Source organism: Halomonas sp. IOP_31, assembly GCF_021151495.1.
Classification (GTDB): Bacteria; Pseudomonadota; Gammaproteobacteria; order Pseudomonadales; family Halomonadaceae; genus Modicisalibacter; species Modicisalibacter zincidurans.
The window spans coordinates 48,168-70,899 of sequence record NZ_JAIRBP010000014.1 but is presented as its reverse complement, the minus strand read 5'-3'; the positions used below and the strand labels follow the sequence as shown (position 1 = coordinate 70,899).

The following is a 22,732-nucleotide window of genomic DNA, read 5'->3' as shown; positions in this document are numbered from 1 at the left end:
CAAGACCAAGCATTTCATCCTCGAAAGATTCCGCTTGGTTTATCTTGCTGCTACTCGATCATCAGACCGGACTATCACTGTCCTTCTTCCTCGAGGGCTGGCGCAGCATTATCCTGCTGATTGCTGCTGTCGTCAAGGGTCGGTACCGTTTTCTGCTGTTCGATCACCTCGGCGTCGGGAATACCCACGTCCGGCGCGCTATCGGCCTGGGAAGAAGCCAGGTAAGCCAGGCCCAGCGAGGTCACGAAGAAGGCCGCTGCCAGCACCCCGGTGAGCGTGGCCAGGAAGCTGCTGCTGCCGCGCGAGCCGAAGACGGTCTGCGAGGCCCCCCCCCCGAAGGAGGCGCCGGCCTCGGCGCCTTTACCCTGCTGCAGCAGAATGAGCGCGACCAGCGCGATGGCGAGCGCCACATGAATCATGAGAAGGATGGCTTGCATGGTTAACCTGCTGACTGACAGATGGCTATAAAATCGTCGACCTTGAGCGAAGCTCCGCCCACCAGGCCGCCGTCGATATCGGGCTGAGACAACAATTCAGCCGCGTTGCCGGCATTCATGCTGCCGCCGTAGAGCAAGCGCAGTCCGGCCGCCAATTCGCGGTCGAAGCCGGCCTGATACTCGCGAATCGCCGCCAGGACCTCCTGGGCCTGCTCGGGCGTGGCTGTGCGACCGCTGCCGATGGCCCACACCGGCTCGTAGGCGATCGTCACCCGAGTGCGCTGCTGCGGATCCAGCCTCGCCATGACATGGCCCACTTGACGCAGCACGACATCGCGGGTTCGGCCGGCATCGCGCTCCTCGAGCGTCTCGCCGACGCACAGGATAGGCCGGATATCCGCGCTGAGTGCCGCCAGCAGGCGGTCGTAGACCGCCTCGTCGGCTTCGCGGTATAGTTGACGCCGTTCGGAATGACCGACCAGGGCATACTCGACGCCAAATTCCTTGAGCATCCGACCACTGACTTCCCCGGTATGCGCCCCGGAGTGCGCCGGGTTCAGCGTCTGCGCGCCGAGCACCACCGGCGTCGCGCCGAGGGCTGCCTGCGCGGCCGGCAGATAGGGAAACGGCGGCAACAGGGCCACTTCCACCGAGGACGATAGCTCGGCCGCCGCGAAGGCCTCGCCGAACTGCTCGATCAGCGTCAGGGATCCGTTCATCTTCCAATTGCCGGCGATCAGCGGCATGCGCATGGTGAGCCCCTTTCTCGGAGTGGTGCAAGATGGTATAGGAGCGGCCCGGCCAAGACAACCGGCATCGCGCCTCAGGCCATGAGCGTCTCGACATCCACGGCGATGCGCTGTGCCAAGGCCGCGACATCGAAGCGCGGACGCCCTTCAACCATCACTCGGATCAGCGGCTCGGTCCCCGAAGCGCGCAGCAACACTCGCCCCGAGTCGCCGAGTTCGCCTTCCACGGCGGCCACCGAGCGGCGCAATGCCTCGCTGTCGAGCAGCGCCTGCTTGTCGGCGCCCTCGGTGAGCCGCACGTTGACCAGCGCCTGCGGCGCCTTCTCGAAGCCGTCGAGCAACGCGGTCAGCGAGCAGCCGCGGGAAACCATGATCGTCAGTACCTGCAGTGCCGAGACGATGCCGTCGCCGGTGCTCTGCACATGGCTGCAGACGATGTGACCGGAAGACTCGCCGCCCAATTGCCAGCCTTTGGCCTCCAGGCACTCCATGACATAGCGGTCGCCGACCTTGGCCCGCTCGAAGGGAATGCCCAGCGACTCCATGGCCGCGGCCAGACCGAAATTGCTCATCAGCGTGCCGACCACGCCACCGCCCAACACGCCGCGCTCGTGACGATCGCGGGCGATGATATAGAGGATGTCGTCACCATCGATCTCACGCCCGTCGCTATCGACCAGGATCACTCGATCGCCGTCGCCGTCGAAGGCCACGCCGATGTCGGCGCCCCGCTCGATTACCGCCGCGCGCAGCGGCGCCGGATGCGTCGAGCCTACCTGCTGATTGATGTTGAGCCCGTCGGGGCTGACGCCCAGCAGGCTGACGTCGGCGCCCAGTTCGCGAAACACGCTGGGGGCGATGTGATAGGTCGCCCCATGGGCGCAGTCGAGCACGACCTTGAGCCCCGCGAGGGTCAGCCGCTTGGGCACCGTCGACTTGCAGAACTCGATGTAGCGGCCCGCCGCATCGCTGATCCGCACGGCCTTGCCCAGGCGGTCCGCCGACACCGTCTCGAGGGGTTTGTCGAGCTCATCCTCGATACATGCCTCGATGGCATCGGGCAGCTTGGTGCCCTCGGCCGAAAAGAACTTGATGCCGTTGTCCTGGAAGGCATTGTGCGAAGCCGAAATGACGATCCCGGCATCGGCGCGGAAGGTCCGGGTCAGGTAGGCGATCCCCGGGGTCGGCATCGGCCCGAGCAGCGCGACATCGACACCGGCCGCCGAGAGACCGGCCTCCAGGGCCGACTCGAACATGTACCCGGAAATCCGCGTATCCTTGCCGATCAGCACCTTGGCGTTGCGGTTCTTGCGCTCCAGCACGCACCCCATGGCCCAGCCCAACTTGAGCATGAAGTCGGCGGTAATCGGGTACTCCCCGACGGTGCCACGAATACCGTCGGTCCCGAAGTAACGTCGCGTCATCGGTCAGCATCTTCCTGTAGCACGGCCCAGGTCATGTTGATGGCATCCACGCTGGGCCCTACATCGTGAACGCGCAGCAACCGAGCGCCACGCTCGACCGCCAGGGAAACCAGCGCCAGACCGCCCGGCAGGCGCTCCTCGACCGGACGGTCGAGCACCTTGCCGATCATGCTCTTGCGCGACATCCCGGCGAGCAACGGCAAGTCGAAGTCGCCGAGCGTATCCAGTCTATTGAGCAGGCGCAGATTCTGGCCGACGGTCTTGGCGAAGCCGAACCCCGGATCGAGGATCAGCCGCTCGCGGCGTATGCCGGCCCGCTCGCATTCGGCGATCCGCGCCTTGAGAAAATCGGCGACGGCCTGCTCGATAGGCTCAGCATAGTCAGTCGCCGTTTGCATGTCGCCCGGCTCGCCGACCATGTGCATCAGGCATATCGGCAAACCGCTGGCTGCCGCCACTTCCAGCGCGCCGGGACGGCGCAACGAGCGGACGTCGTTGATCATCCCCGCACCGCGACCGATCACCTCGCGCATCACCGCCGGGTTGCTGGTATCCACCGAGACCAGCGCGTCGAGCTCGCGCACCAGCGCCTCGACAACGGGCACCACCCGATCCAGCTCCTGCTGCTCCGATACCGTCGCGGCACCGGGGCGCGTCGACTCGCCACCGACATCGATGACCGCCGCGCCCTGGGCGAGCATCGTTTGCGCATGCTCAAGGGCTGCATCGAGCACATTGAAATTGCCGCCATCCGAGAATGAATCCGGCGTGACATTGAGGATGCCCATCACCCGTGGGTAGGAGATATCGAGGCGGTGACGACCGCACGACAACATGGCATTCCCCTCGCGGTTCTTCATGGAGTGGCTCATGGCAGGACTTGTCGACAGAAACGATCACTGTAATGGCCCATTCTAAACGCTGCAAGGCGCCGCGTGGGCGCCTTGCACAGAACATCTTGTTGTCGGCAGACAGGCGGGCTCAGTGACCGGCCGGGCCACCCAACGGATCGGACGGCTTGCGGCTCGGCCGCTCGCCCTCGTCTTCACCGCCGTCTTCGTCAGCCTCGGGACGGGCGTCGGCTATCGGCGAACCGCCACCCGAATCATCGCTGTTGCCCCAATCCTTGGGCGGACGCGGCTTGCGCCCTTCGATGATGTCCCTGAGCTGCTCGGCATCGATGGTCTCGTACTGCATCAGCGCCTCGGCCATGACATCGAGCTTGTCGCGATTGTCCTCGAGCAACTGCTTGGCCTGGGTGTAGCATTCGTCGATGATCCGCCGCACTTCCTTGTCGAGCCGGGTGGTAGTCTCGCCGGACTTGAGCTTGCCGCCGCCCTGGCCCGGGCCGCCGAGGAACTGATGCGACTCGTCCTCGTCATACATGATCGGCCCCATCTCGGCAGATAGTCCCCACTTGGCGACCATGTTGTGCGCCAGCTCGGTGGCCCGCTTGATGTCGTTGGAAGCGCCGGTCGTCACCCCGTTCGGGCCCAGCGTCATCTCTTCGGCGAGACGACCACCGAACAGCGAACAGATCTGACTGATGATCTGCTGACGGGACAGACTGAAGCGGTCTTCCTCCGGCAAGAACATGGTGACGCCCAGCGCACGGCCACGCGGAATGATGGTGACCTTGTAGACAGGGTCGTGCTCGGGCATCAACAGGCCGATGATCGCGTGCCCCGACTCGTGATAAGCGGTATTGAGCTTTTCCTTCTCGGTCATGACCATGGACTTGCGCTCGGCGCCCATCATGATCTTGTCCTTGGCCAGCTCGAGTTCTTCCATGCCGACCAGCCGACGGTTGCGACGCGCCGCGAACAGCGCCGCCTCGTTGACCAGGTTGGCCAGATCGGCGCCGGAAAAGCCCGGCGTACCGCGCGCGATGATGCTCGGCTTGACGTCTTCGCCGAGCGGCACCTTGCGCAGGTGCACGCCGAGGATATGCTCGCGACCGCGGATATCCGGCAGCCCCACGACCACCTGACGGTCGAAACGTCCCGGACGCGTCAGCGCCGGGTCGAGCACGTCGGGCCGGTTGGTGGCGGCGATCACGATGATGCCCTCGTTGGCCTCGAAGCCATCCATCTCGACCAGCAACTGGTTGAGGGTCTGCTCGCGTTCGTCGTTGCCGCCGCCCATGCCGGCGCCGCGCGAGCGGCCCACGGCGTCGATCTCGTCGATGAAGATGATGCACGGCGCCTGCTTCTTGGCTTGCTCGAACATGTCACGCACGCGCGAGGCGCCGACGCCGACGAACATCTCGACGAAATCGGAACCCGAGATCGAGAAGAACGGCACCTTGGCTTCGCCGGCGATGGACTTGGCCAGCAGCGTCTTGCCGGTACCCGGAGGGCCGACCATCAGCACGCCACGCGGAATCTGCCCGCCCAGACGCTGGAACTTGCTGGGATCCTTGAGGAAGTCGACGAGCTCCTCGACCTCCTCCTTGGCCTCGTCGCAACCGGCGACATCGGCGAACGTGGTCTTGACCTGATCGTTGGTCAGAAGCTTGGCCTTGGACTTGCCGAAGCTCATCGGCCCGCCCTTGCCGCCGGCACCGCCCTGCATCTGTCGCATGAAGAACAAAAAGATGGCGAGGATGATCAGGATCGGGAAGCTGGCGATCAGCAGCCGCGTCCAGAGGCTCTGCTCCTCGGGCTGCTTGCCGGTCACGCTGACGTCGTTGGCCAGCAGATCGTCCATCAGCTTGGGATCCTGCGCGGCGGGACGGATCGTCTGGAATTGCGAGCCGTCGGAACGCTCACCGGTAATGGTATAGCCATCGATGGTGACCGAGCGCACCTGCCCTTGCTGCACCTGCTCGACGAACTGGGAGTAGTTCACCGTCGTCTGCGAGGTATTGTCGACACTGAAATTGTTGAACACCGTCAGCAGGACGGCCGCGATGATCAACCACAAGATCAGGTTCTTCGCCATATCGTTCAAGGGAATACCCTCATTGAATCAATCTGTCTGCCAAGCATGCCCATCGCTGACTCTACACCACAAATGGGGGCGTACCACCAGCTTTGCAAGCTCAGCGCTTGAATCCATCCGCCAGGAGATACACTTCCCGCGAACGGGCGCGCGAGGCCTCCGGCTTGCGAGTCATCACCCTGGCGAAGCTGCCCCGCAGGTCATCGAGGAAGCCATCGAAGCCTTCGCCCTGAAAGACCTTGATCAGCAGCCGCCCGCCCGGACTCAGTGTCTGACGGGCCAGATCGAGTGCCAGCTCGACCAGATACATCGCTTTGGGCTGGTCGATGGCGGCCATACCGCTCATGTTGGGCGCCATATCGGAAATGATCAAATCCACCGGACGCCCGCCCAGCTCGCCGAGAATCGCCTCGAGCACCGACTCCTCGGTGAAGTCGCCCTGAATGAACGCGACGTCGGCCAGCGCGTCCATCTCGAGAATGTCGGAGGCGATCACCACGCCCCCCGGCATCACTTTTTCGGCGGCCACCTGGCTCCAGCCGCCGGGCGCGGCACCCAGGTCGATCACCGTCATGCCGGACTTGAAGAGGCGGTCCTTGGCATCGAGCTCGAGCAGCTTGTAGCTGGCTCGCGAACGGTAGCCGTCCTGCCATGAGCGCTGCACGTACTGATCGTCGAAATGTTCCTTGAGCCAGCCGGTCTTGCTCTTGCCGGGAGCGCTTTTGCTGGAAGTGCTTCTGCTGGAAGTGCTTCGGGCCACACGATCACCTGGATCATCCATCCGACGGATGGGTCGTTCGAAAGCGGGGTATATGGCAGCGAGGGGCCAGCGAGTGGGGGCAATCCGGCGAAGTGCTTTGCATCGCCCGTCTTTCGCCTTACCATGGCGCGTTCAGTGGACGCGATACGGACGAACCGTCGCCGACCGCACCCGCCGCTCCTACGCACGCCAACCGGAACGATCACGATACCATGAGCTTGTCACAGGCACAAAAGAAAGCATTTCGTAGCATCGGCCATCATCTTTCGCCGCTGGTGACGGTCGCCGACAACGGCGTCACGAAAGGCGTGGTGGGCGAGCTCAAGCGCGCGCTGAACGATCATGAGCTGGTCAAGGTCAAGATCGCTATCGCAGAACGCGACGAGCGCAACGCGCTCGCCGAGCAGCTGGCCAGCGACAGCGGCGCCGAACTCGTCCAGACGATCGGCAAGATGGCGCTGCTGTATCGCCACAATCCCAAGGCCAAGGCCAAGCTCTCGAACATTACCCGCTTCGAGGAGCACCACGGGCGGCGCTAAGTCGCGAGCCGCGAAAAGCAGAATCCCCGCAACGAAAAACGCCAGCGACGTCGCTAGCGTTTTTAGCTCGTAGCTCGTAGCTCGTAGCTCGTAGCTCAGAGATGCTCGACGCTCGAGATCTCGTACTCGACGTCGCCGCGGGGCGTTCTGACGCCCACCACGTCGCCCTCTTCCTTGCCGATCAGCGCCCGCGCGATCGGCGAGGTCACCGAAACCTTGCCGGCCTTGATGTCGGCCTCGTCCTCGCCGACGATCTGATAACGCACCTCTTCGTCGTTATCCAGATTGATCAACTCGACGGTGACGCCGAAGATCACCTTGCCGGTCCTGGGCATCCTGGTGACGTCGATCACCTGCGAGGCCGACAGCTTGGACTCGATCTCCTGGATGCGCCCCTCGATGAAGCCTTGCTGCTCACGCGCGGCGTGATATTCGGCGTTTTCCTTGAGATCGCCATGTTCGCGCGCCTCGGCGATGGCGTTGATCACCCGAGGACGCTCCACTCCCTTGAGCTGATTGAGCTCTTCACGCAGGCGCTGCTCGCCTGCGACGGTCATCGGGACCTTGTTCATGTGCTTGCTCCTGCATGCAGTTCCTGAAGCCGCCGCACGGTAATTTCATTGCCATACTCGAGCGCCATGCAAACGGCGCGCGCCCCGGCCAGCGTGGTGGCGTAGGGGATCTTGTGGGCCAGCGCGGTGCGACGGATCACGGAGGAATCGTTGATCGCCTGACGGCCTTCGGTGGTATTGACGATGTAGGCCACGTCGTCGTTCTTGATCATGTCGACGATATGCGGACGCCCCTCGAAGACCTTGTTGACGACCGTGACCGGCAAGCCGGCCTCGTCGAGCGCCTGGGCGGTACCGCGGGTAGCGATCAAATCAAACCCTAATGCTAGCAGAGATTGCGCGACCTCGATAACGCCGGCCTTGTCCGGGGTGCGCACCGACAGGAAGGCGGTGCGCTCGCCGGTCAGCGGCGGAATCGCTTCGCCGGCGCCCAGCTGCGCCTTGTAGAACGCCTCGGCGAAGGTCGCGCCCGAGCCCATCACCTCGCCGGTGGATTTCATCTCCGGCGACAGGATCGGGTCGACGCTGGGGAACTTGTTGAACGGGAAGACCGCCTCCTTGACGCTGTAGTAGCCGGGGATCACCTCGTCGGTGAAGCCCTGCTCGGCGAGCGTCGTGCCGGCCATGCAGCGCGCCGCGATCTGCGCCAGCGAGGTGCCGATGCACTTGGAGACGAACGGCACGGTGCGCGAGGCGCGCGGGTTGACCTCGATGACGTAGATCTCGCCGTCCTGCCAGGCCAGCTGGACGTTCATCAGGCCGACCACGTTGAGCTCGATGGCCATGCGCTTGACCTGGTCGCGCATCGCGTCCTGCACCTCGGCAGGCAAGGAATAGGGCGGCAGCGAACAGGCGGAATCGCCGGAGTGCACGCCGGCCTGCTCGATGTGCTGCATGATGCCGCCGATCACCACCTGCTGACCGTCGGAGACCGCATCGATGTCGATCTCGACCGCCGCGTTGAGAAAATGATCGAGCAGCACCGGCGAGTCGTTGGAGACCTTGACCGCGTGGGTCATGTAATTCTCGAGCTCGGAGGCATCGTAGACGATCTCCATGGCCCGCCCGCCGAGCACGTAGCTCGGCCGCACCACCAGCGGGTAGCCGATCCGCTCGGCCTTGGCGAAAGCGTCCTCGAAGCTGCGCGCGGTGGCGTTGGGGGGCTGCTTGAGACGGAGCTTGTCGATCATCTGCTGGAAGCGCTCGCGGTCCTCGGCACGATCGATGGCGTCCGGCGTGGTGCCGATGATCGGCACGCCCGCGGCCTCGAGCTCGCGGGCCAGCTTGAGCGGCGTCTGACCGCCGAACTGCACGATCACCCCGACCGGCTTTTCCTTGTCGGCGATCTCCAGCACGTCCTCGAGGGTCACCGGCTCGAAGTAGAGACGATCCGAGGTGTCGTAGTCGGTGGAGACGGTTTCCGGGTTGCAGTTGACCATGATGGTCTCGTAGCCGTCCTCGCGCATCGCCAGCGCCGCGTGCACGCAGCAGTAGTCGAACTCGATGCCCTGACCGATGCGATTGGGCCCGCCGCCCAGCACCATGATCTTCTTACGATCGCTGGGCTCGGCCTCGCACTCCTCCTCGTAGGTGGAGTACATGTAGGCGGTGTGCGAGGCGAACTCCGCCGCGCAGGTGTCGACGCGCTTGTAGACCGGGCGGATGCCGGCCTTCTGGCGGGTCCTGCGGAACTCCTTCTCGGACACGCCGAGCAGCCTGGACAACCGCGCGTCGGAGAAGCCCTTGCGCTTCAGGCGGAACAGCGCGGGGCCGTCCAGCTCGCCCAGCGAGCGCCTGCCCACGTCCCGCTCAGTGAGAACCAGCTCCTCGAGCTGGACCAGAAACCAGCGGTCGATGTTGGTCAGCGCGAAGATCTCGTCGACGTTCATTCCCGCGCGCATGGCGTCGGCGATGAAGAAGATGCGCTCGGCGCCGGCGGCCTGCAGTTCGCCCTTGATCAGCGCCAGATTGGCCTCAGTGAAATCAGTGATCTTGGGATCGAGCCCGTCGTTGCCGGTCTCCAGGCCGCGCAGCGCCTTCTGCAGCGACTCCTGGAAGGTCCGCCCGATCGCCATCACCTCGCCCACCGACTTCATCTGGGTGGTCAGCCGGTCGTTGGCCTGGGGGAACTTCTCGAAGGTGAAGCGCGGAATCTTGGTGACCACGTAGTCGATAGCCGGCTCGAACGAGGCCGGGGTCTTGCCGCCGGTGATATCGTTCGAGAGTTCGTCCAGGGTGTAGCCCACCGCCAGCTTGGCGGCGATCTTGGCGATCGGGAAGCCGGTGGCCTTGGAGGCCAGCGCCGACGAGCGCGATACCCGCGGGTTCATCTCGATCACCACCATCCGCCCGGTGTCCGGGTCGATGCCGAACTGCACGTTGGAGCCGCCGGTCTCGACGCCGATCTCGCGCAGCACCGCCAGCGAGGCGTCGCGCATGATCTGGTATTCCTTGTCGGTCAGCGTCTGCGCCGGGGCCACGGTGATCGAGTCGCCCGTATGAATGCCCATCGGATCGAAGTTCTCGATCGCGCAGATGATGATGCAGTTGTCGTTCCTGTCGCGAACGACCTCCATCTCGTACTCTTTCCAACCCAGCAGCGACTCATCGATCAGCAGCTCGTGGTTGGTGGAGAGCTCGAAGCCGCGATGGCAGATCTCGTCGAACTCCTCCTTGTTGTAGGCCACGCCGCCGCCCGAGCCGCCCATGGTGTAGGAAGGGCGGATAATGGTCGGAAAGCCCAGCTCGGCCTGGATTGCCCAAGCCTCCTCGATGGTGTGCGCCACCTTGGCCTTGGGGCATTCGAGGCCGATGTTCTTCATCGCCTTGTCGAACAGGTCGCGATCCTCGGCCTTGTTGATGGCCTCGGCGTTGGCGCCGATCAACTCCACACCGTACTCGGCCAGTACGCCATGCTTGTCAAGATCCAGCGCGCAGTTGAGCGCGGTCTGGCCGCCCATGGTCGGCAGCAGCGCATCGGGACGCTCCTTGGCGATGATCTTCTCGACGGTCTGCCAGGTGATCGGCTCGATGTAGGTGGCATCGGCCATCACCGGGTCGGTCATGATGGTTGCCGGATTGGAATTGACCAGAATGACCCGGTAGCCCTCCTCGCGCAGCGCCTTGCAGGCCTGGGCGCCGGAGTAGTCGAACTCGCACGCCTGGCCGATGACGATGGGGCCGGCGCCGATGATCAGGATGCTCTGGATGTCGGTACGTTTGGGCATGACGATTCCCGCTAGAAAAGTGACAGACGGCGACGCGGATGACGCGAATGGAGTGGGCGCGGCTCAGCGGCGTTCGCGCATGACCCGCACGAAGCGATCGAACAGCGGCGACACGTCGCGCGGCCCGGGGCTCGCCTCGGGGTGGCCCTGGAAGCTGAACGCCGCCCGGTCGGTACGCTCGATGCCCTGCAGGGTGCCGTCGAACAACGAACGGTGGGTGGTGCGCAGCGTCGCCGGCAGGCTGGTCTCGTCGACCGCGAAGCCGTGATTCTGACTGGTGATCATCACCCGGCCGCTGTCGAGATCCTGGACCGGATGGTTGGCGCCGTGGTGGCCGTGATTCATCTTCACCGTCCTGGCGCCGGAGGCCAGCGCCAGCAACTGATGGCCCAGACAGATGCCGAATACCGGCGTGTCGGTCTCGAGGATCTCGGCGATCGCCTTGATCGCGTAGTCGCAGGGCTCGGGGTCGCCCGGGCCATTGGCCAGGAACACCCCGTCGGGGTTCAGCGCCAGCACCTCGGTGGCCGGGGTCTGCGCCGGCACCACGGTCAACCGACAGCCCCGCGCGGCGAGCAGGCGCAGGATGTTGTGCTTGCAGCCGTAGTCGTAGGCGACCACGTGGAAGGGCCGCTCACCGGCAGACGTGTCGGCGTAACCTTCGCCCAACGTCCAGTCGCCCTGGCTCCACTCGTAGGCCTCGGCGCAACTCGCCTCCCTGGCCAGATCCATGCCCTTGAGGCCGGGGAACTCGCGCGCCGCGGCCAGCGCACGCTCGACGGCGTCGTCGCCGGAAGCCGCCGGCCCGGCGAGAATCGCCCCGTCCTGGGCGCCCTTGTCGCGCAGGATGCGCGTCAATCGCCGCGTGTCGATGTCGGCGATGCCCAGCACGTTCTGGCTCGTGAGGTAGTCGTCCAGGGTCCGCTGGCTGCGAAAGCTGCTGGCCATCAGCGGCAGGTCGCGAATCACCAGCCCCGCCGCGCTGATGCGCGCGGACTCGACATCCTCTTCGTTGATGCCGGTATTGCCGATATGCGGATAGGTGAGCGTGACGATCTGTCGGGTGTAGGAGGGGTCGGTAAGGATTTCCTGATAGCCGGTCATGGCCGTGTTGAAAACCACCTCGCCGCTGGTCTGTCCATCGGCGCCGATGGCGCTGCCATGAAATACGCTGCCATCTGCCAGGGCCAGTATCGCGGGTCTAGTCAACGCAACGTCCTCCAGTGCTCACTTCGCCAGGCGGCACGGCGTGCTGCCTCATCGTTTCTCCGCGTATCCGTAAAAACGCTCACGGACACTCAGGTCGTAAAAAAGCGGGACGAAACCCGAAGAAGACCGGTTCCATCCCGCTTGTTGTTGTCCGCATTTTCACATCGGCGGCCTTGCCAATCGCCAGGTTGCCACGCGGCCAGACTGCTGGGTCGCCCCATTGGCCCGGCCAAATTGACAGGATTCTACCGGAATCCGCGCGCCGGGGCCAGTCCTGCGAGCGCCGCGCCTTCGCGAAGGCCCGATCGCCGGCCTCAGTTCAGCCCCAGCACGTCCTGCATGTCGTAGCGTCCCGCCTCGCGCTCGGCCACCCAGCGGGCCGCGCGCACCGCGCCACGCGCGAAGGTCATGCGGCTCGAGGCCTTGTGGGTGATCTCGATGCGCTCGCCCTCGGTGGCGAACATCACCGTGTGCTCGCCGACGATGTCCCCGGCGCGCACCGTGGCGAAGCCGATCTCCTTCTCGCTGCGCGGTCCGCACTGGCCCTCGCGGGCGAACACGCCGTGCTCCTTGAGCGTGCGGCCCAACGATTCGGCGACCACCTCGCCCATCTTCAGCGCGGTGCCGGACGGCGCATCGACCTTGTGGCGATGGTGGGCCTCGATCACCTCGATGTCGTAACCCTCGTCGCCCAGCGCCGCCGCCGCGGTCTTGAGCAGATTGAGGGTCAGGTTGACGCCGACGCTCATGTTGGGCGCGAAGACCATCGCCACGCGATCGCGAAAGCCGTCGAGCTCGGCCAGTTGAGCGTCGTCGAGGCCGGTGGTGCCGATCACGATACGCTTGTCGTGCGCGGCGCAGAACGCCAGGTTGGCCAGGGTGGTCGCCGGATTGGTGAAGTCGATCAGCACGTCGAACTCATCGGCGACCTTTTCCAGCGAGGTCGTGGCGACCACGCCCAGCTTGCCGAGGCCGGCCAGTTCGCCCAGATCGGCGCCGACCAGCGAACTGCCCTCGGCGACGATGCCCGCCGCCAGGCGGGCATCGGCTTGCTGCTCGGCGGCGGCGACCAGCGTACGGCCCATGCGGCCGGCGGCGCCCATGACGGCGATACGAGGGCTAGCGGACATGCGAAACTCCTTGCGCGACAGCGGGTTGATTCGACGGGCAGTATACCAATGCGCCCTGGTGACGTCTGTCCTGCAAGCCCCCGACCATGCTCGGCTCAAAAAGAACAGCCCGGCGTCGTCTATGGCTGGAGCCGTCATGCCTCATCGTTACCTCCGCTGGCAATCGGGCTGAACGCCACCTTCGAGGGCTCGCGGCGCTGTCCAACAGCCGCTTTCTGATGATCAGCGGCGACAGCTTTAGCCTCGCTCAACCGACGCTGCTGAGCTGTTTCGCGCTGCCGCCGCCCGACGCTGAGTGACGTCGCGCCTGAGCAGCAGCGCGATCGCCAGCATGACCAGCAGGCTGCCCGGCAGCCACGTCCAGTCCAGGCGCTGAGGTTCGCGGATGAACAGCAGCAGCATCGACACGAACGGCACCAGGTAGCTGTAGGCGGTTACCGCCCCCGGCGTCAGCACGGCGGTGGCGCGCTGCTGCAGCCAGAAGGTCAGGCCGCTGGAAAACAGCCCCAGATAGACCAGTATCAACGCGTCGCTGGGTGTCATCCGCGCCAGATCCGCACCACCGCCCCGAGCCAGCCCTGCAAGGGCAATCAGCGCCCCGCCCAGCGCCAGGCTCCAGAACGTTCTCACCCCGGCCGAGGTGGACAGCCAGCCACGTTCGAGCCCCCACTTGCTGAGCACCGGATACAGCGCCGAGGCGATGCAGCCGACGAAGAATACCGCCTCGCCGCGGCCGAAGCGCAGGGCCGCCCAGTCGCCGCCGGACTCCGCCCAGGCCAGCGCCAGGGCGCCCAGCGCACCGGTCAGCAGGATCGACGGCAATCGCCAGGCCAGGCGCTCGACGCGCAGCGCCAGGCCCAGGCAGTAAGCCAGCAGCGGCACGCTGACGAACAGCGTCGCCATCGACACCGCCGAGGCGCGATGCGCCGCCCAGAACATCGCCCCGAAGAAGCCGGTCAGGCATAGACCCATCAGCGCATACAGCAGCAACCCCGCGCGGCCGGGACGCAGCGACGGAGCACGGCGGACCAGCGGCCAGAGGGCCAGCGCGGCGATCGTGAAGCGGATCGCGGTCAGCAGCAGCGGCGGCAACCCCTCGCTCATCAGCCCCACGGCAGGAAACGACAGCCCCACCAGCAGCGCCCATAACAACAGGCCGGCGTGGGCACGTGCCGCGCTGCGATCAGACATCGTGGACAGCCTCTACCCGTTACACACAAAGACCCCGGCATGCCAGCACGCCAGGGGCCCAAGTCAGCCAACATCCAACGGGACGGTTACGGCTTCATGTCCTCGAAGAACTTCTTGACGCCATCGAAGAAACTCGACTTCTTGGGCGAGTGATGGCTGTTGCTGCCGTCCAGACTGTCCTGGAACTGGCGCAGCAGGTGCTTCTGCTCGTCGTTGAGCTTGACCGGGGTCTCCACCAGCACCTTGCACAGCAGGTCGCCCGCCGGGCCGCCACGCACCGGCTTGACCCCCCTGCCGCGCAGCCGGAACAGCTTGCCGGTCTGGGTCTCGGGGGGGATCTTGAGCTTGACCCGGCCGTCGAGGGTCGGCACCTCAAGCTCGCCGCCCAGCGCCGCGTCGACGAAGTTGATCGGCACCTCGCAATGCAGGTGACGACCGTCACGCTCGAAGATCGGGTGCGGCTTGATCGCCACCTGAACGTAGAGATCGCCCTCGGGGCCGCCATTGGCGCCAGCCTCGCCTTCGCTGTTGAGGCGGATGCGATCGCCGGTATCGACGCCGGCGGGGATCTTCACCGACAGCGTGCGGGTCTCGCGTACCCGGCCGTCGCCGTGACATTCGCGGCACGGCACCTTGATGCTCTTACCGGCGCCGTGACAGGTCGGGCAGGTCTGCTGCACGGCGAAGAAACCCTGCTGCATGCGCACCTGGCCCATGCCGTGACAGGTCGGGCAGGTCTCCTTGCTGGAGCCCGGCTCGGCGCCGCTGGCATTGCAATGCCCGCAGGGCACGTGCCGCGGCACGCGGATGTCGACGGTGGTGCCGGTGACCGCGTCCTCGAGATCGAGCTCGAGGTTGTAGCGCAGGTCGGCGCCACGCTGCGGCGCGTTGGGATTGCGCCGGCCACCGCCGCCACCGAAGATGTCGCCGAACACGTCGCCGAAGATGTCGCTGAAGCCGCCGGCCCCGGCACCACCGCCGAAGCCGCCGCCGGCCTGGCCGTCGACCCCGGCATGGCCGAACTGGTCGTAGGCGGCCCGCTTCTCGTCGTCGGTCAGCACTTCGTAGGCTTCGGAGACCTCGCGGAACTTCTCTTCCGCGGAATCGTCATCCGGATTGCGGTCCGGATGGTATTTCTGAGCGAGCCGTCGGTAGGCCTTCTTGATCTCTTTCTGATCGGCCCCGCGCTCGACGCCCAGTACCTCGTAATAATCGCGCTTGGACATGGATCTAGTCCGCCTCCGTGTCGGTCACGGAAACAGCAACGCGGGAGTCATGCCCCCGCGCCGCCGTGGTCCGTAGTGTCAGACGTGGTTACTGCTTCTTCTGATCGTCGTTGACTTCTTCATACTCGGCGTCGACCACGTCATCTTCCGGCTTCTTGGCGTCGCCTTCGGCCTGCTCGCCCTGGCCTGCTTCGGCCTGCTCGGCGTACATCTTCTGGGCCAGACCGCCGGAGGCTTCGGTGAGCGCGTCCAGCTTGGCCTGGATGGCCTCCTGGTCGTCGCCCTTGAGCGCCTCCTCAAGTTCGCTGATCGCGCTCTCGATCTTCTGCTTCTCCTCGCCGCTGGCCTTGTCGCCGGCCTCGTCGAGGGTCTTGCGCGCGGCGTGGATCATGCCGTCGGCCTGGTTGCGCAGCTGAACCAGTTCCTCGAACTTCTTGTCCTCGGCGGCGTGCGCCTCGGCGTCCTGGACCATCTTTTCGATCTCTTCATCGGTCAGGCCGCTGGAGGCCTTGATGACGATCGACTGCTCCTTGCCGGTGGCCTTGTCCTTGGCGGACACGTTGAGGATGCCGTTGGCGTCGAGATCGAAGGCGACCTCGATCTGCGGCACGCCGCGCGGCGCCGGCGGTATGTCGGCCAGGTCGAAACGGCCCAGCGACTTGTTCTGGCCGGACTGCTTGCGCTCGCCCTGCAGCACGTGAATGGTCACCGCCGTCTGGTTGTCATCCGCGGTCGAGAAGGTCTGGGTCTTCTTGGTCGGGATGGTGGTGTTCTTCTCGATCAGCGGGGTCATCACGCCACCCAGCGTCTCGATGCCCAGCGTCAGCGGAGTCACGTCGAGCAGCAGCACGTCCTTGACGTTACCGCCGAGCACGCCGCCCTGAATCGCCGCACCCACGGCCACGGCCTCGTCCGGGTTGACGTCCTTGCGAGCGTCCTTGCCGAAGAACTCGGCGACCTTGGCCTGGACCATCGGCATGCGCGTCTGGCCACCGACCAGGATCACGTCGTCGATCTCGGAATTGGACAGCCCGGCGTCGGCCAGCGCGGTCTTGCACGGCCCCAGCGACTGCTTGACCAGCTCCTCGACCAGCGACTCGAGCTTGGCCCGGGTGATCTTGACGTTGAGATGCTTGGGCCCGGTGTTGTCGGCGGTGATGTACGGCAGATTGACTTCGGTCTGCTGTGCGGCCGAAAGCTCGATCTTGGCTTTCTCGGCAGCTTCCTTGAGGCGCTGCATGGCCAGGTTGTCGCCGGACAGGTCGATGCCGCTGTCGGCCTTGAACTGATCGACCAGATAGTTGATCAGCTTGAGATCGAAATCCTCGCCGCCCAGGAAGGTGTCGCCGTTGGTGGCCAGCACCTCGAACTGGGTCTCGCCGTCGACATCGGCCACTTCGATAATCGAGATATCGAAGGTGCCGCCACCCAGGTCGTAGACGGCGATGGTCTTGTCGCCGCGCGCCTTGTCCATGCCGTAGGCCAGCGCGGCCGCGGTCGGCTCGTTGATGATGCGCTTGACCTCGAGCCCGGCGATGCGTCCGGCGTCCTTGGTCGCCTGGCGCTGGGAATCATTGAAGTAGGCCGGCACGGTGATCACCGCTTCGGTCACTTCCTCGCCGAGATAGTCCTCGGCGGTCTTCTTCATCTTCTTCAGCACCTCGGCGCTGACCTGCGGCGGTGCCAGCTTCTTGCCGTTGACCTCGACCCACGCATCGCCGTTGTCGGCTTCGGCGATCTTGTAGGGCACCATCTTGATGTCCTTCTGGACCACGTCGTCCTTGAAGCGACGACCGATCAAACGCTTGATGGCGTACAGCGTGTTGTTCGGGTTGGTGACCGCCTGGCGCTTGGCCGCCTGGCCGACCAGCGTTTCGCCGTCATCGGTATAGGCGATGATCGACGGCGTGGTACGTGCGCCTTCGGCGTTCTCGATGACTTTGGGCTTGTCGCCGTCGAGCACGGCGACACAAGAGTTGGTGGTCCCCAGGTCAATACCTATGATGCGTCCCATGTAAAACACCTCGAAGAATCGTTGCTTGCCAATCCGTGCGGCAGCGATGCCGCGTCTTTGTCGTCTATGTGGGGGCTCGACCGCGCCTTTCAAGGGCTAGCGGCGATTCATCCGCCGTTCGCCGCCTGGCTGACCACCACCATGGCCGGACGCACCAGGCGACCGTTGAGCAGATACCCCTTCTGCATCACGTCGATGACCGAGTTCGGCTCGACGTCGGGGTTGGGCACCATGGCCATGGCTTCGTGATACTGCGGATCGAACGGCTCGCCCTGCGGCTCGATCGCCTCGACGCCGAACTTGCCCAGCGTGTCGAGTTGCAGCTTGAGGGTCATCGAGACCCCTTCGCGATGCACTTCGCTGGCATCCTCGCCCATCGACTCGAGGGCCTTCTCCAGGCTGTCGACCACCGGCAGCAGTTCCTTGACGAACTTTTCTAGCGCGAACTTGCGCGCCTTGTCGATATCCTGCTCGGCGCGCCGACGCACGTTCTGCGCCTCGGCGGCCTCGCGCAGCGCCTGATCCTTGGCGTCGCTGAGCGCCTGCTCGAGTTCCTCGACCTTGGCCGCCAGCACATCGGCTTCGGGATCGGCCATGGCCTCGGCATCGACAGCCGCCTCGTCGTCCACGGCTAGCTCGCTGGCATCCGCTTCGTCGAGCTGGCCCTCGAGCGGCTCCTGCTGAGGTTCGGCGTCCCGCTCGGCGCGTTCGAGTTCTTCATCCAGCGGCGTCTGGGGATCTTTGGCCATGTCGCTCTCCTGAAATCGACCGCGGCACGCTGGCCGCGGCATTGTCGGTTTGCTCACCTATATGGGGATGTCGCGGACGATCTCAAGGCATGCGGGACACTCGGCCGAGGATTGCAGCTTCCTCGCAAGATACTGTATAAACACACAGACTCGTTCACCTACGCGGCGAACCCCATCCGGAGGTGGCCATGCTGGTACAACTCGCCATTCGCGACTTCGCCATCGTCGACACGCTCGATCTCGACCTGCACGCCGGCATGACCGCCATCACCGGCGAGACCGGCGCGGGCAAGTCGATCCTGCTCGATGCGCTGGGGCTGTGCCTCGGCGAACGCGCCGACGTCGGCAGCGTGCGCCACGGCGCCAAGCGCGCCGATCTCAGCGCGCGCTTCGATATCGCCCGCCTGCCCGAGGCGCAGGCCTGGCTCGAGGAGCGCGAGCTGCCCGGCGAAGACTGCCTGCTGCGTCGCGTGGTCACCGCCAGCGGCCGCTCCAAGGCGTGGATCAACGGCCAGCCCTGCACCATCGGCGATCTCAAGGCGCTCGGCGATCACCTGATCGAGATCCACGGCCAGCATGCCCATCAGGCGCTGTTGCGTGAGGACACGCATCGTCGTCTGCTTGACGACTTCGCCGGGCTGACCGACGCGGTCGGTGAACTGGGCGCCACCTATCGCCACTGGCAGGCCCTGCGCCGTCGGCTCAAGCGCCTGGCCGACACCAGCGACGAACTGCAGGCGCGTCGCCAGCTGTTGCGCTATCAGGTCGAAGAACTCGATCAGCTGGCGTTGGCAGAAGATGAGCTGCAAACCCTGGAGCGCGACCAGGAAGAACTCGCCCACGCCGAACAGACGCTGAGCGACACCCAGTTCGCCGTCGACTGCTGCGAAAACGACGAGGGCGGCGCCCTGCATCTGCTGCATCAGGCACTGGCGCGCCTCGATGTCCTGCCCGGCGCCGAGCGTGGCGCACTGGCCGAGGCCCGCGGCATGCTCGGTGAGGCACGCATCCAGATCGAGGAAGCCGCCCGCGAGTTGCGTCACTTCGCCGATAAGACCGAACTCGACCCCGAGCGCCTGGCGCATGTCGAGGGGCGTCTCGGCGAAGTTCATCGTATCGCTCGCAAGCACCACGCCATGCCTGATGAGTTGACTGCCCTGCACGCCCGTCTGCGCGACGAGCTGGCCGCCCTGGAAGGCGGCGATCACGACCTGGACGCCTTGACCGCCGACATGGCCGAGGTGCGCGAGCACTATCGCACCCAGGCTCGCACCATCGGCGAAGCCCGCCGCCAGGCGGCGACGGCCTTCGCCGAGGAAGTCCAGGCGCAGTTGGGCTTTCTGGCGATGGGCAAGGCGCGTTTCGAGGCCGAGGTCGATACCCGGGTGTCGCCGCAGCCCGACGGCATGGAGACGGTGCATTTCCTGATCAGCGCCAATCCCGGTCAGCCGCCGCGCCCGCTCACCAAGGTCGCCTCGGGGGGCGAGCTGTCACGCATCAGCCTGGCGATTCAGGTGGTCGCCGCCAGTCACAGCACCATCCCCTCGCTGGTCTTCGATGAGGTGGATGTCGGCGTATCGGGGGCCACCGCCGAAATCGTCGGCCAGTTGCTGCGTCGCCTTGGCGAGAACGGCCAGGTGATGACCGTCACCCACCTGCCGCAGGTCGCGGCCCAAGCGCATCATCACCTGCATATCGAGAAGCAGGCCGAGGAAGACACCACCCAGACCCAGATGGTGCTGCTCGACAGTGCCGGCCGGGTTCGCGAACTGGCGCGCATGCTGGGGGGCGTCAAGCTCTCCGATCGCACTCTCGCCCACGCCCGCGAAATGCTCGACGCCAGTCAGCAAGCCCGCCACTAGATTCACGATCCTGGATTTGCTTGTCTTGCTTCCATCGCGCGCCATGCCTGGCGCACCACAAAAAAAGCCGCTCCGAAGAGCGGCCTGAATGACGTGACGGCGGCTGGGCTCAAAGGCTCAGCACCTTGTCGCCGCGGGAGATGCCCGACACCCCGGTGCGCGCCACCTCGAGGATGCCGATCGGCGCCATCGCCTGCAAAAAAGCGTCGAGCTTGCCGGCATCGCCGGTGATCTGCACGGTGTACACGCTTGGCGTCACGTCGACGACCTGCGCGCGGAAGATATCCGCGGTGCGCTTGACCTCGTCGCGCGCCGCACCCAGCGCCTTGACCTTGACCAGCATCAGTTCGCGCTCGATGTGGTTGCCCTCGGTCAGATCGACCAGCTTGACCACGTCGATCAGCTTGTTGAGGTGCTTGGTGATCTGCTCGATCACCCGATCGTCGCCCACCGTGGTCACGGTCAGCCGCGATAGGGTGGCATCGTCGGTCGGCGCCACGTTCAGCGACTCGATGTTGAAGTTGCGCTGCGAGAACAGCCCCACCACGCGTGACAGGGCGCCGGGTTCGTTTTCCATCAGGATCGAGATGATATGGCGCATCAGGTCCGCTCCGTCTTCGAAAGCAGCATGTCACGCATGGAACCCAAGGGCACATGCATCGGATAGACGTGCTCGCGCGGGTCGACGTAGATGTCGAGGAACACCAGTTCATCCTTGTCGGCGAAGGCCCGCTCGAGCGCCGGCTCGAGATCCTCCTGACGCTCCACTTTGATCGCGGTGAAGCCGTAGGCACCGATCAGCTGCTGGAAATCGGGTAGCGACTCCATGTAGGAGTGCGCATGACGCGACTTGTAGTTCAAATCCTGCCACTGACGCACCATGCCCAGCGACCCGTTGTTGAGATTGACGATCTTGACGCCGATCCCGTACTGCTTACAGGTCGACAGCTCCTGCATCATCATCTGGAAGCTGCCCTCGCCGGTGATGCACACCACGTCGTCGTCGGGGTAGCTCTGCTTGATACCCATCGCCGCCGGGAAACCGAAGCCCATGGTGCCGAGCCCGCCTGAAGTAATGAAGCGGTTGGGCTTGTCGAACTTGTAGTACTGGGCGGCGAACATCTGGTGCTGGCCGACGTCGGTGGTCACGAAGGCCTCGCCGCGGGTCGCCCGACAGATCGCCTCGATCACCGTCTGCGGCTTGAGTGGCTCGCCCGAGGCGGCCGGGTCGAACAGCTTGCCGCGACGCTCGTCGCGCCAGCCGTCGATCTTCTGCCACCATTCCGCGAGCGCCTCGGGATTGGCCGGCTCGCGGCCCTGCACCAGGCTGATCATCTCGTTGATCACGCTGCCCGCCGGACCGACGATCGGCACGTCGGCGCGCACCGTCTTGGAGATCGAACTGGGGTCGATATCCACATGCACGATCTTGGCGGTGGGGCAGAACTTCGAGGTGTTGTTGGTCACCCGGTCGTCGAAGCGTGCACCGACGGCAACGATCAGATCGGCATGGTGCATCGCCATGTTCGACTCGAACGAGCCGTGCATGCCCAGCCAGCCGAGCGACTGACGATCGCTCTGCGGGTAGGCGCCGATCCCCATCAGGGTAGTGGTGATCGGGTAGCCCAGCCGCTGTACAAGGTCGGTCAACGCCTCGCTGGCCCGCCCGGTAACCACCCCGCCGCCGGTATAGAATACCGGGCGGCGCGCCTTGAGCATCATCTCCACGGCTTTCTTGATCTGGCCGGCATGGCCGCGTGTCACCGGGTTGTAGGAGCGCAGCTTGACCTTCTTGGGATAGACGTATTCGTAGCGCTCGGTGGGCGCGGTCATATCCTTGGGAATATCGATGACCACCGGCCCGGGGCGCCCGGACGAGGCCAGGTAATAGGCCTTCTTGAGCACCGTGGGGATCTCCGACGGGTGCTTGATCGTGAAGCTGTGCTTCACGATCGGCCGGGTCACGCCGATGATGTCGGTCTCCTGGAAGGCGTCCTCGCCGATCAGGTGGCTGGCGACCTGGCCGCACAGCACCACCATCGGAATCGAGTCCATGTAGGCGGTGGCGATCCCGGTCACGGCATTGGTCGCCCCCGGGCCGGAGGTGACCAGCACCGTGCCCGGCTTGCCCGAGGCCCGCGCGTAGCCGTCGGCGGCGTGGGTCGCGCCCTGTTCGTGACGCACGAGGATGTGTTTGACGGCATCCTGGCGGAACAGCGCATCGTAGATATGCAGCGCCGCGCCACCCGGATAGCCATAGATATATTCGACGCCCTCATCCTGAAGGAAGCGGGCGATCATATCGGCGCCGGAAAGCAGTTCCACTGTGTTTCTCCCCTGGAGGTCTCGAGTGCGGTCTCGCGGCCCGGCATGGATCGCGAAAGTCGAGTGCGGCGGTATGCCGCTGCCGGTCAAGCCGGCACCTGATGCCAAACCCTGGCGTTGTTCGGCCCGGATGGGGCCTGCACTCTTCATCGCGACGGATCGCCGCGTCGGGGGTTGGGCCAGGCCAGGCGGTTAGCCCGCGCCCGGAAATCCGTTCAAGGCGGGTAAAGGCCCTGCAGCCTACCCGTCACGCAGCGCTCGGGGATCACCCGTCGATGCCACGCCCATAAATCAGGAACCGACAAGATTCCAATAGCGCCACGGGGCTGTCAACCGTCAGCCGAGATGAGATAGGCGCCGCAAGGGGTTGCCAGC

Annotated in this window: 18 protein-coding genes; 2 read left to right on the top strand and 16 right to left on the bottom strand. The window is 65.1% G+C overall.

Going from position 1 to position 22,732, the window contains the following annotated elements:
• Positions 1–74: 74 nt before the first annotated feature.
• From secG to rlmE, 6 genes are all read right to left on the bottom strand, one after another.
• Complete coding sequence (secG, locus tag K7I12_RS09355; RefSeq protein WP_031385265.1) at positions 75–437, bottom strand: preprotein translocase subunit SecG; 363 nt, start codon at positions 435–437, stop codon at positions 75–77.
• Positions 438–439: 2 nt separating this feature from the next.
• Positions 440–1,189 carry a triose-phosphate isomerase gene (tpiA, locus tag K7I12_RS09350; RefSeq protein WP_031385264.1) on the bottom strand — a complete coding sequence of 250 codons (750 nt, stop codon included), beginning with the start codon at positions 1,187–1,189 and terminating at the stop codon, positions 440–442.
• A gap of 71 nt (positions 1,190–1,260) precedes the next feature.
• The gene (gene glmM, locus K7I12_RS09345) at positions 1,261–2,610 is read right to left on the bottom strand and encodes a phosphoglucosamine mutase (protein ID WP_031385263.1); all 1,350 of its coding nucleotides are present in this window, start codon (positions 2,608–2,610) and stop codon (positions 1,261–1,263) included.
• The gene (folP, locus tag K7I12_RS09340) at positions 2,607–3,482 is read right to left on the bottom strand and encodes a dihydropteroate synthase (protein ID WP_231664000.1); all 876 of its coding nucleotides are present in this window, start codon (positions 3,480–3,482) and stop codon (positions 2,607–2,609) included. Before folP ends, glmM begins: the two co-directional genes overlap by 4 nt.
• Positions 3,483–3,591: 109 nt before the next feature.
• On the bottom strand, positions 3,592–5,562 hold the full coding sequence (ftsH, locus tag K7I12_RS09335) for an ATP-dependent zinc metalloprotease FtsH (RefSeq protein WP_231663999.1): 1,971 nt from the start codon (positions 5,560–5,562) through the stop codon (positions 3,592–3,594).
• Positions 5,563–5,653: 91 nt separating this feature from the next.
• Entirely contained in the window at positions 5,654–6,313 is a 660-nt protein-coding gene (rlmE, locus tag K7I12_RS09330) for a 23S rRNA (uridine(2552)-2'-O)-methyltransferase RlmE (protein ID WP_331460582.1), read from the bottom strand.
• Between the two features lie 212 nt (positions 6,314–6,525).
• On the opposite strand from rlmE, the gene yhbY reads away from it, so the two are divergent.
• Positions 6,526–6,852 carry a ribosome assembly RNA-binding protein YhbY gene (gene yhbY, locus K7I12_RS09325; protein ID WP_231663998.1) on the top strand — a complete coding sequence of 109 codons (327 nt, stop codon included), beginning with the start codon at positions 6,526–6,528 and terminating at the stop codon, positions 6,850–6,852.
• 95 nt (positions 6,853–6,947) lie between these two features.
• Here the strand turns inward: yhbY and greA are convergent, their stop codons facing one another.
• The 8 genes from greA to grpE all read right to left on the bottom strand — a co-directional run bounded on the left by greA (position 6,948) and on the right by grpE (position 18,170).
• Positions 6,948–7,424, bottom strand: coding sequence for a transcription elongation factor GreA (gene greA / locus K7I12_RS09320; RefSeq protein ID WP_031385258.1), 477 nt, complete (start codon positions 7,422–7,424; stop codon positions 6,948–6,950).
• Entirely contained in the window at positions 7,421–10,651 is a 3,231-nt protein-coding gene (gene carB / locus K7I12_RS09315) for a carbamoyl-phosphate synthase large subunit (RefSeq protein ID WP_231663997.1), read from the bottom strand. The genes greA and carB overlap by 4 nt, the downstream gene beginning before the upstream one ends.
• A 63-nt stretch (positions 10,652–10,714) precedes the next feature.
• Positions 10,715–11,860: a glutamine-hydrolyzing carbamoyl-phosphate synthase small subunit gene (gene carA / locus K7I12_RS09310; protein WP_231663996.1), complete on the bottom strand. Its 1,146-nt coding sequence runs from the start codon at positions 11,858–11,860 to the stop codon at positions 10,715–10,717.
• A 314-nt stretch (positions 11,861–12,174) separates the two neighbouring features.
• Positions 12,175–12,990, bottom strand: coding sequence for a 4-hydroxy-tetrahydrodipicolinate reductase (dapB, locus tag K7I12_RS09305; RefSeq protein ID WP_231663995.1), 816 nt, complete (start codon positions 12,988–12,990; stop codon positions 12,175–12,177).
• A 237-nt stretch (positions 12,991–13,227) separates the two neighbouring features.
• Positions 13,228–14,181 (bottom strand): DMT family transporter, encoded by a 954-nt coding sequence (locus K7I12_RS09300; RefSeq protein ID WP_051907574.1) that lies wholly within the window; start codon positions 14,179–14,181, stop codon positions 13,228–13,230.
• Positions 14,182–14,267: 86 nt separating this feature from the next.
• Complete coding sequence (gene dnaJ, locus K7I12_RS09295) at positions 14,268–15,407, bottom strand: molecular chaperone DnaJ (protein ID WP_031385253.1); 1,140 nt, start codon at positions 15,405–15,407, stop codon at positions 14,268–14,270.
• Between the two features lie 88 nt (positions 15,408–15,495).
• The gene (dnaK, locus tag K7I12_RS09290; RefSeq protein ID WP_231663994.1) at positions 15,496–17,421 is read right to left on the bottom strand and encodes a molecular chaperone DnaK; all 1,926 of its coding nucleotides are present in this window, start codon (positions 17,419–17,421) and stop codon (positions 15,496–15,498) included.
• A gap of 107 nt (positions 17,422–17,528) precedes the next feature.
• A complete protein-coding gene (gene grpE, locus K7I12_RS09285) occupies positions 17,529–18,170 on the bottom strand; it encodes a nucleotide exchange factor GrpE (protein ID WP_231663992.1) in 642 nt (213 codons plus the stop codon).
• 188 nt (positions 18,171–18,358) lie between these two features.
• Between grpE and recN the strand changes: the two genes are divergently transcribed.
• Entirely contained in the window at positions 18,359–20,032 is a 1,674-nt protein-coding gene (gene recN, locus K7I12_RS09280) for a DNA repair protein RecN (protein WP_231663991.1), read from the top strand.
• Between the two features lie 109 nt (positions 20,033–20,141).
• On the opposite strand, the gene ilvN is transcribed toward recN, so the two are convergent.
• Positions 20,142–20,633 (bottom strand): acetolactate synthase small subunit, encoded by a 492-nt coding sequence (gene ilvN, locus K7I12_RS09275; protein WP_031385249.1) that lies wholly within the window; start codon positions 20,631–20,633, stop codon positions 20,142–20,144.
• The gene (locus K7I12_RS09270) at positions 20,633–22,357 is read right to left on the bottom strand and encodes an acetolactate synthase 3 large subunit (protein WP_031385248.1); all 1,725 of its coding nucleotides are present in this window, start codon (positions 22,355–22,357) and stop codon (positions 20,633–20,635) included. Before K7I12_RS09270 ends, ilvN begins: the two co-directional genes overlap by 1 nt.
• Positions 22,358–22,732: the final 375 nt, after the last annotated feature.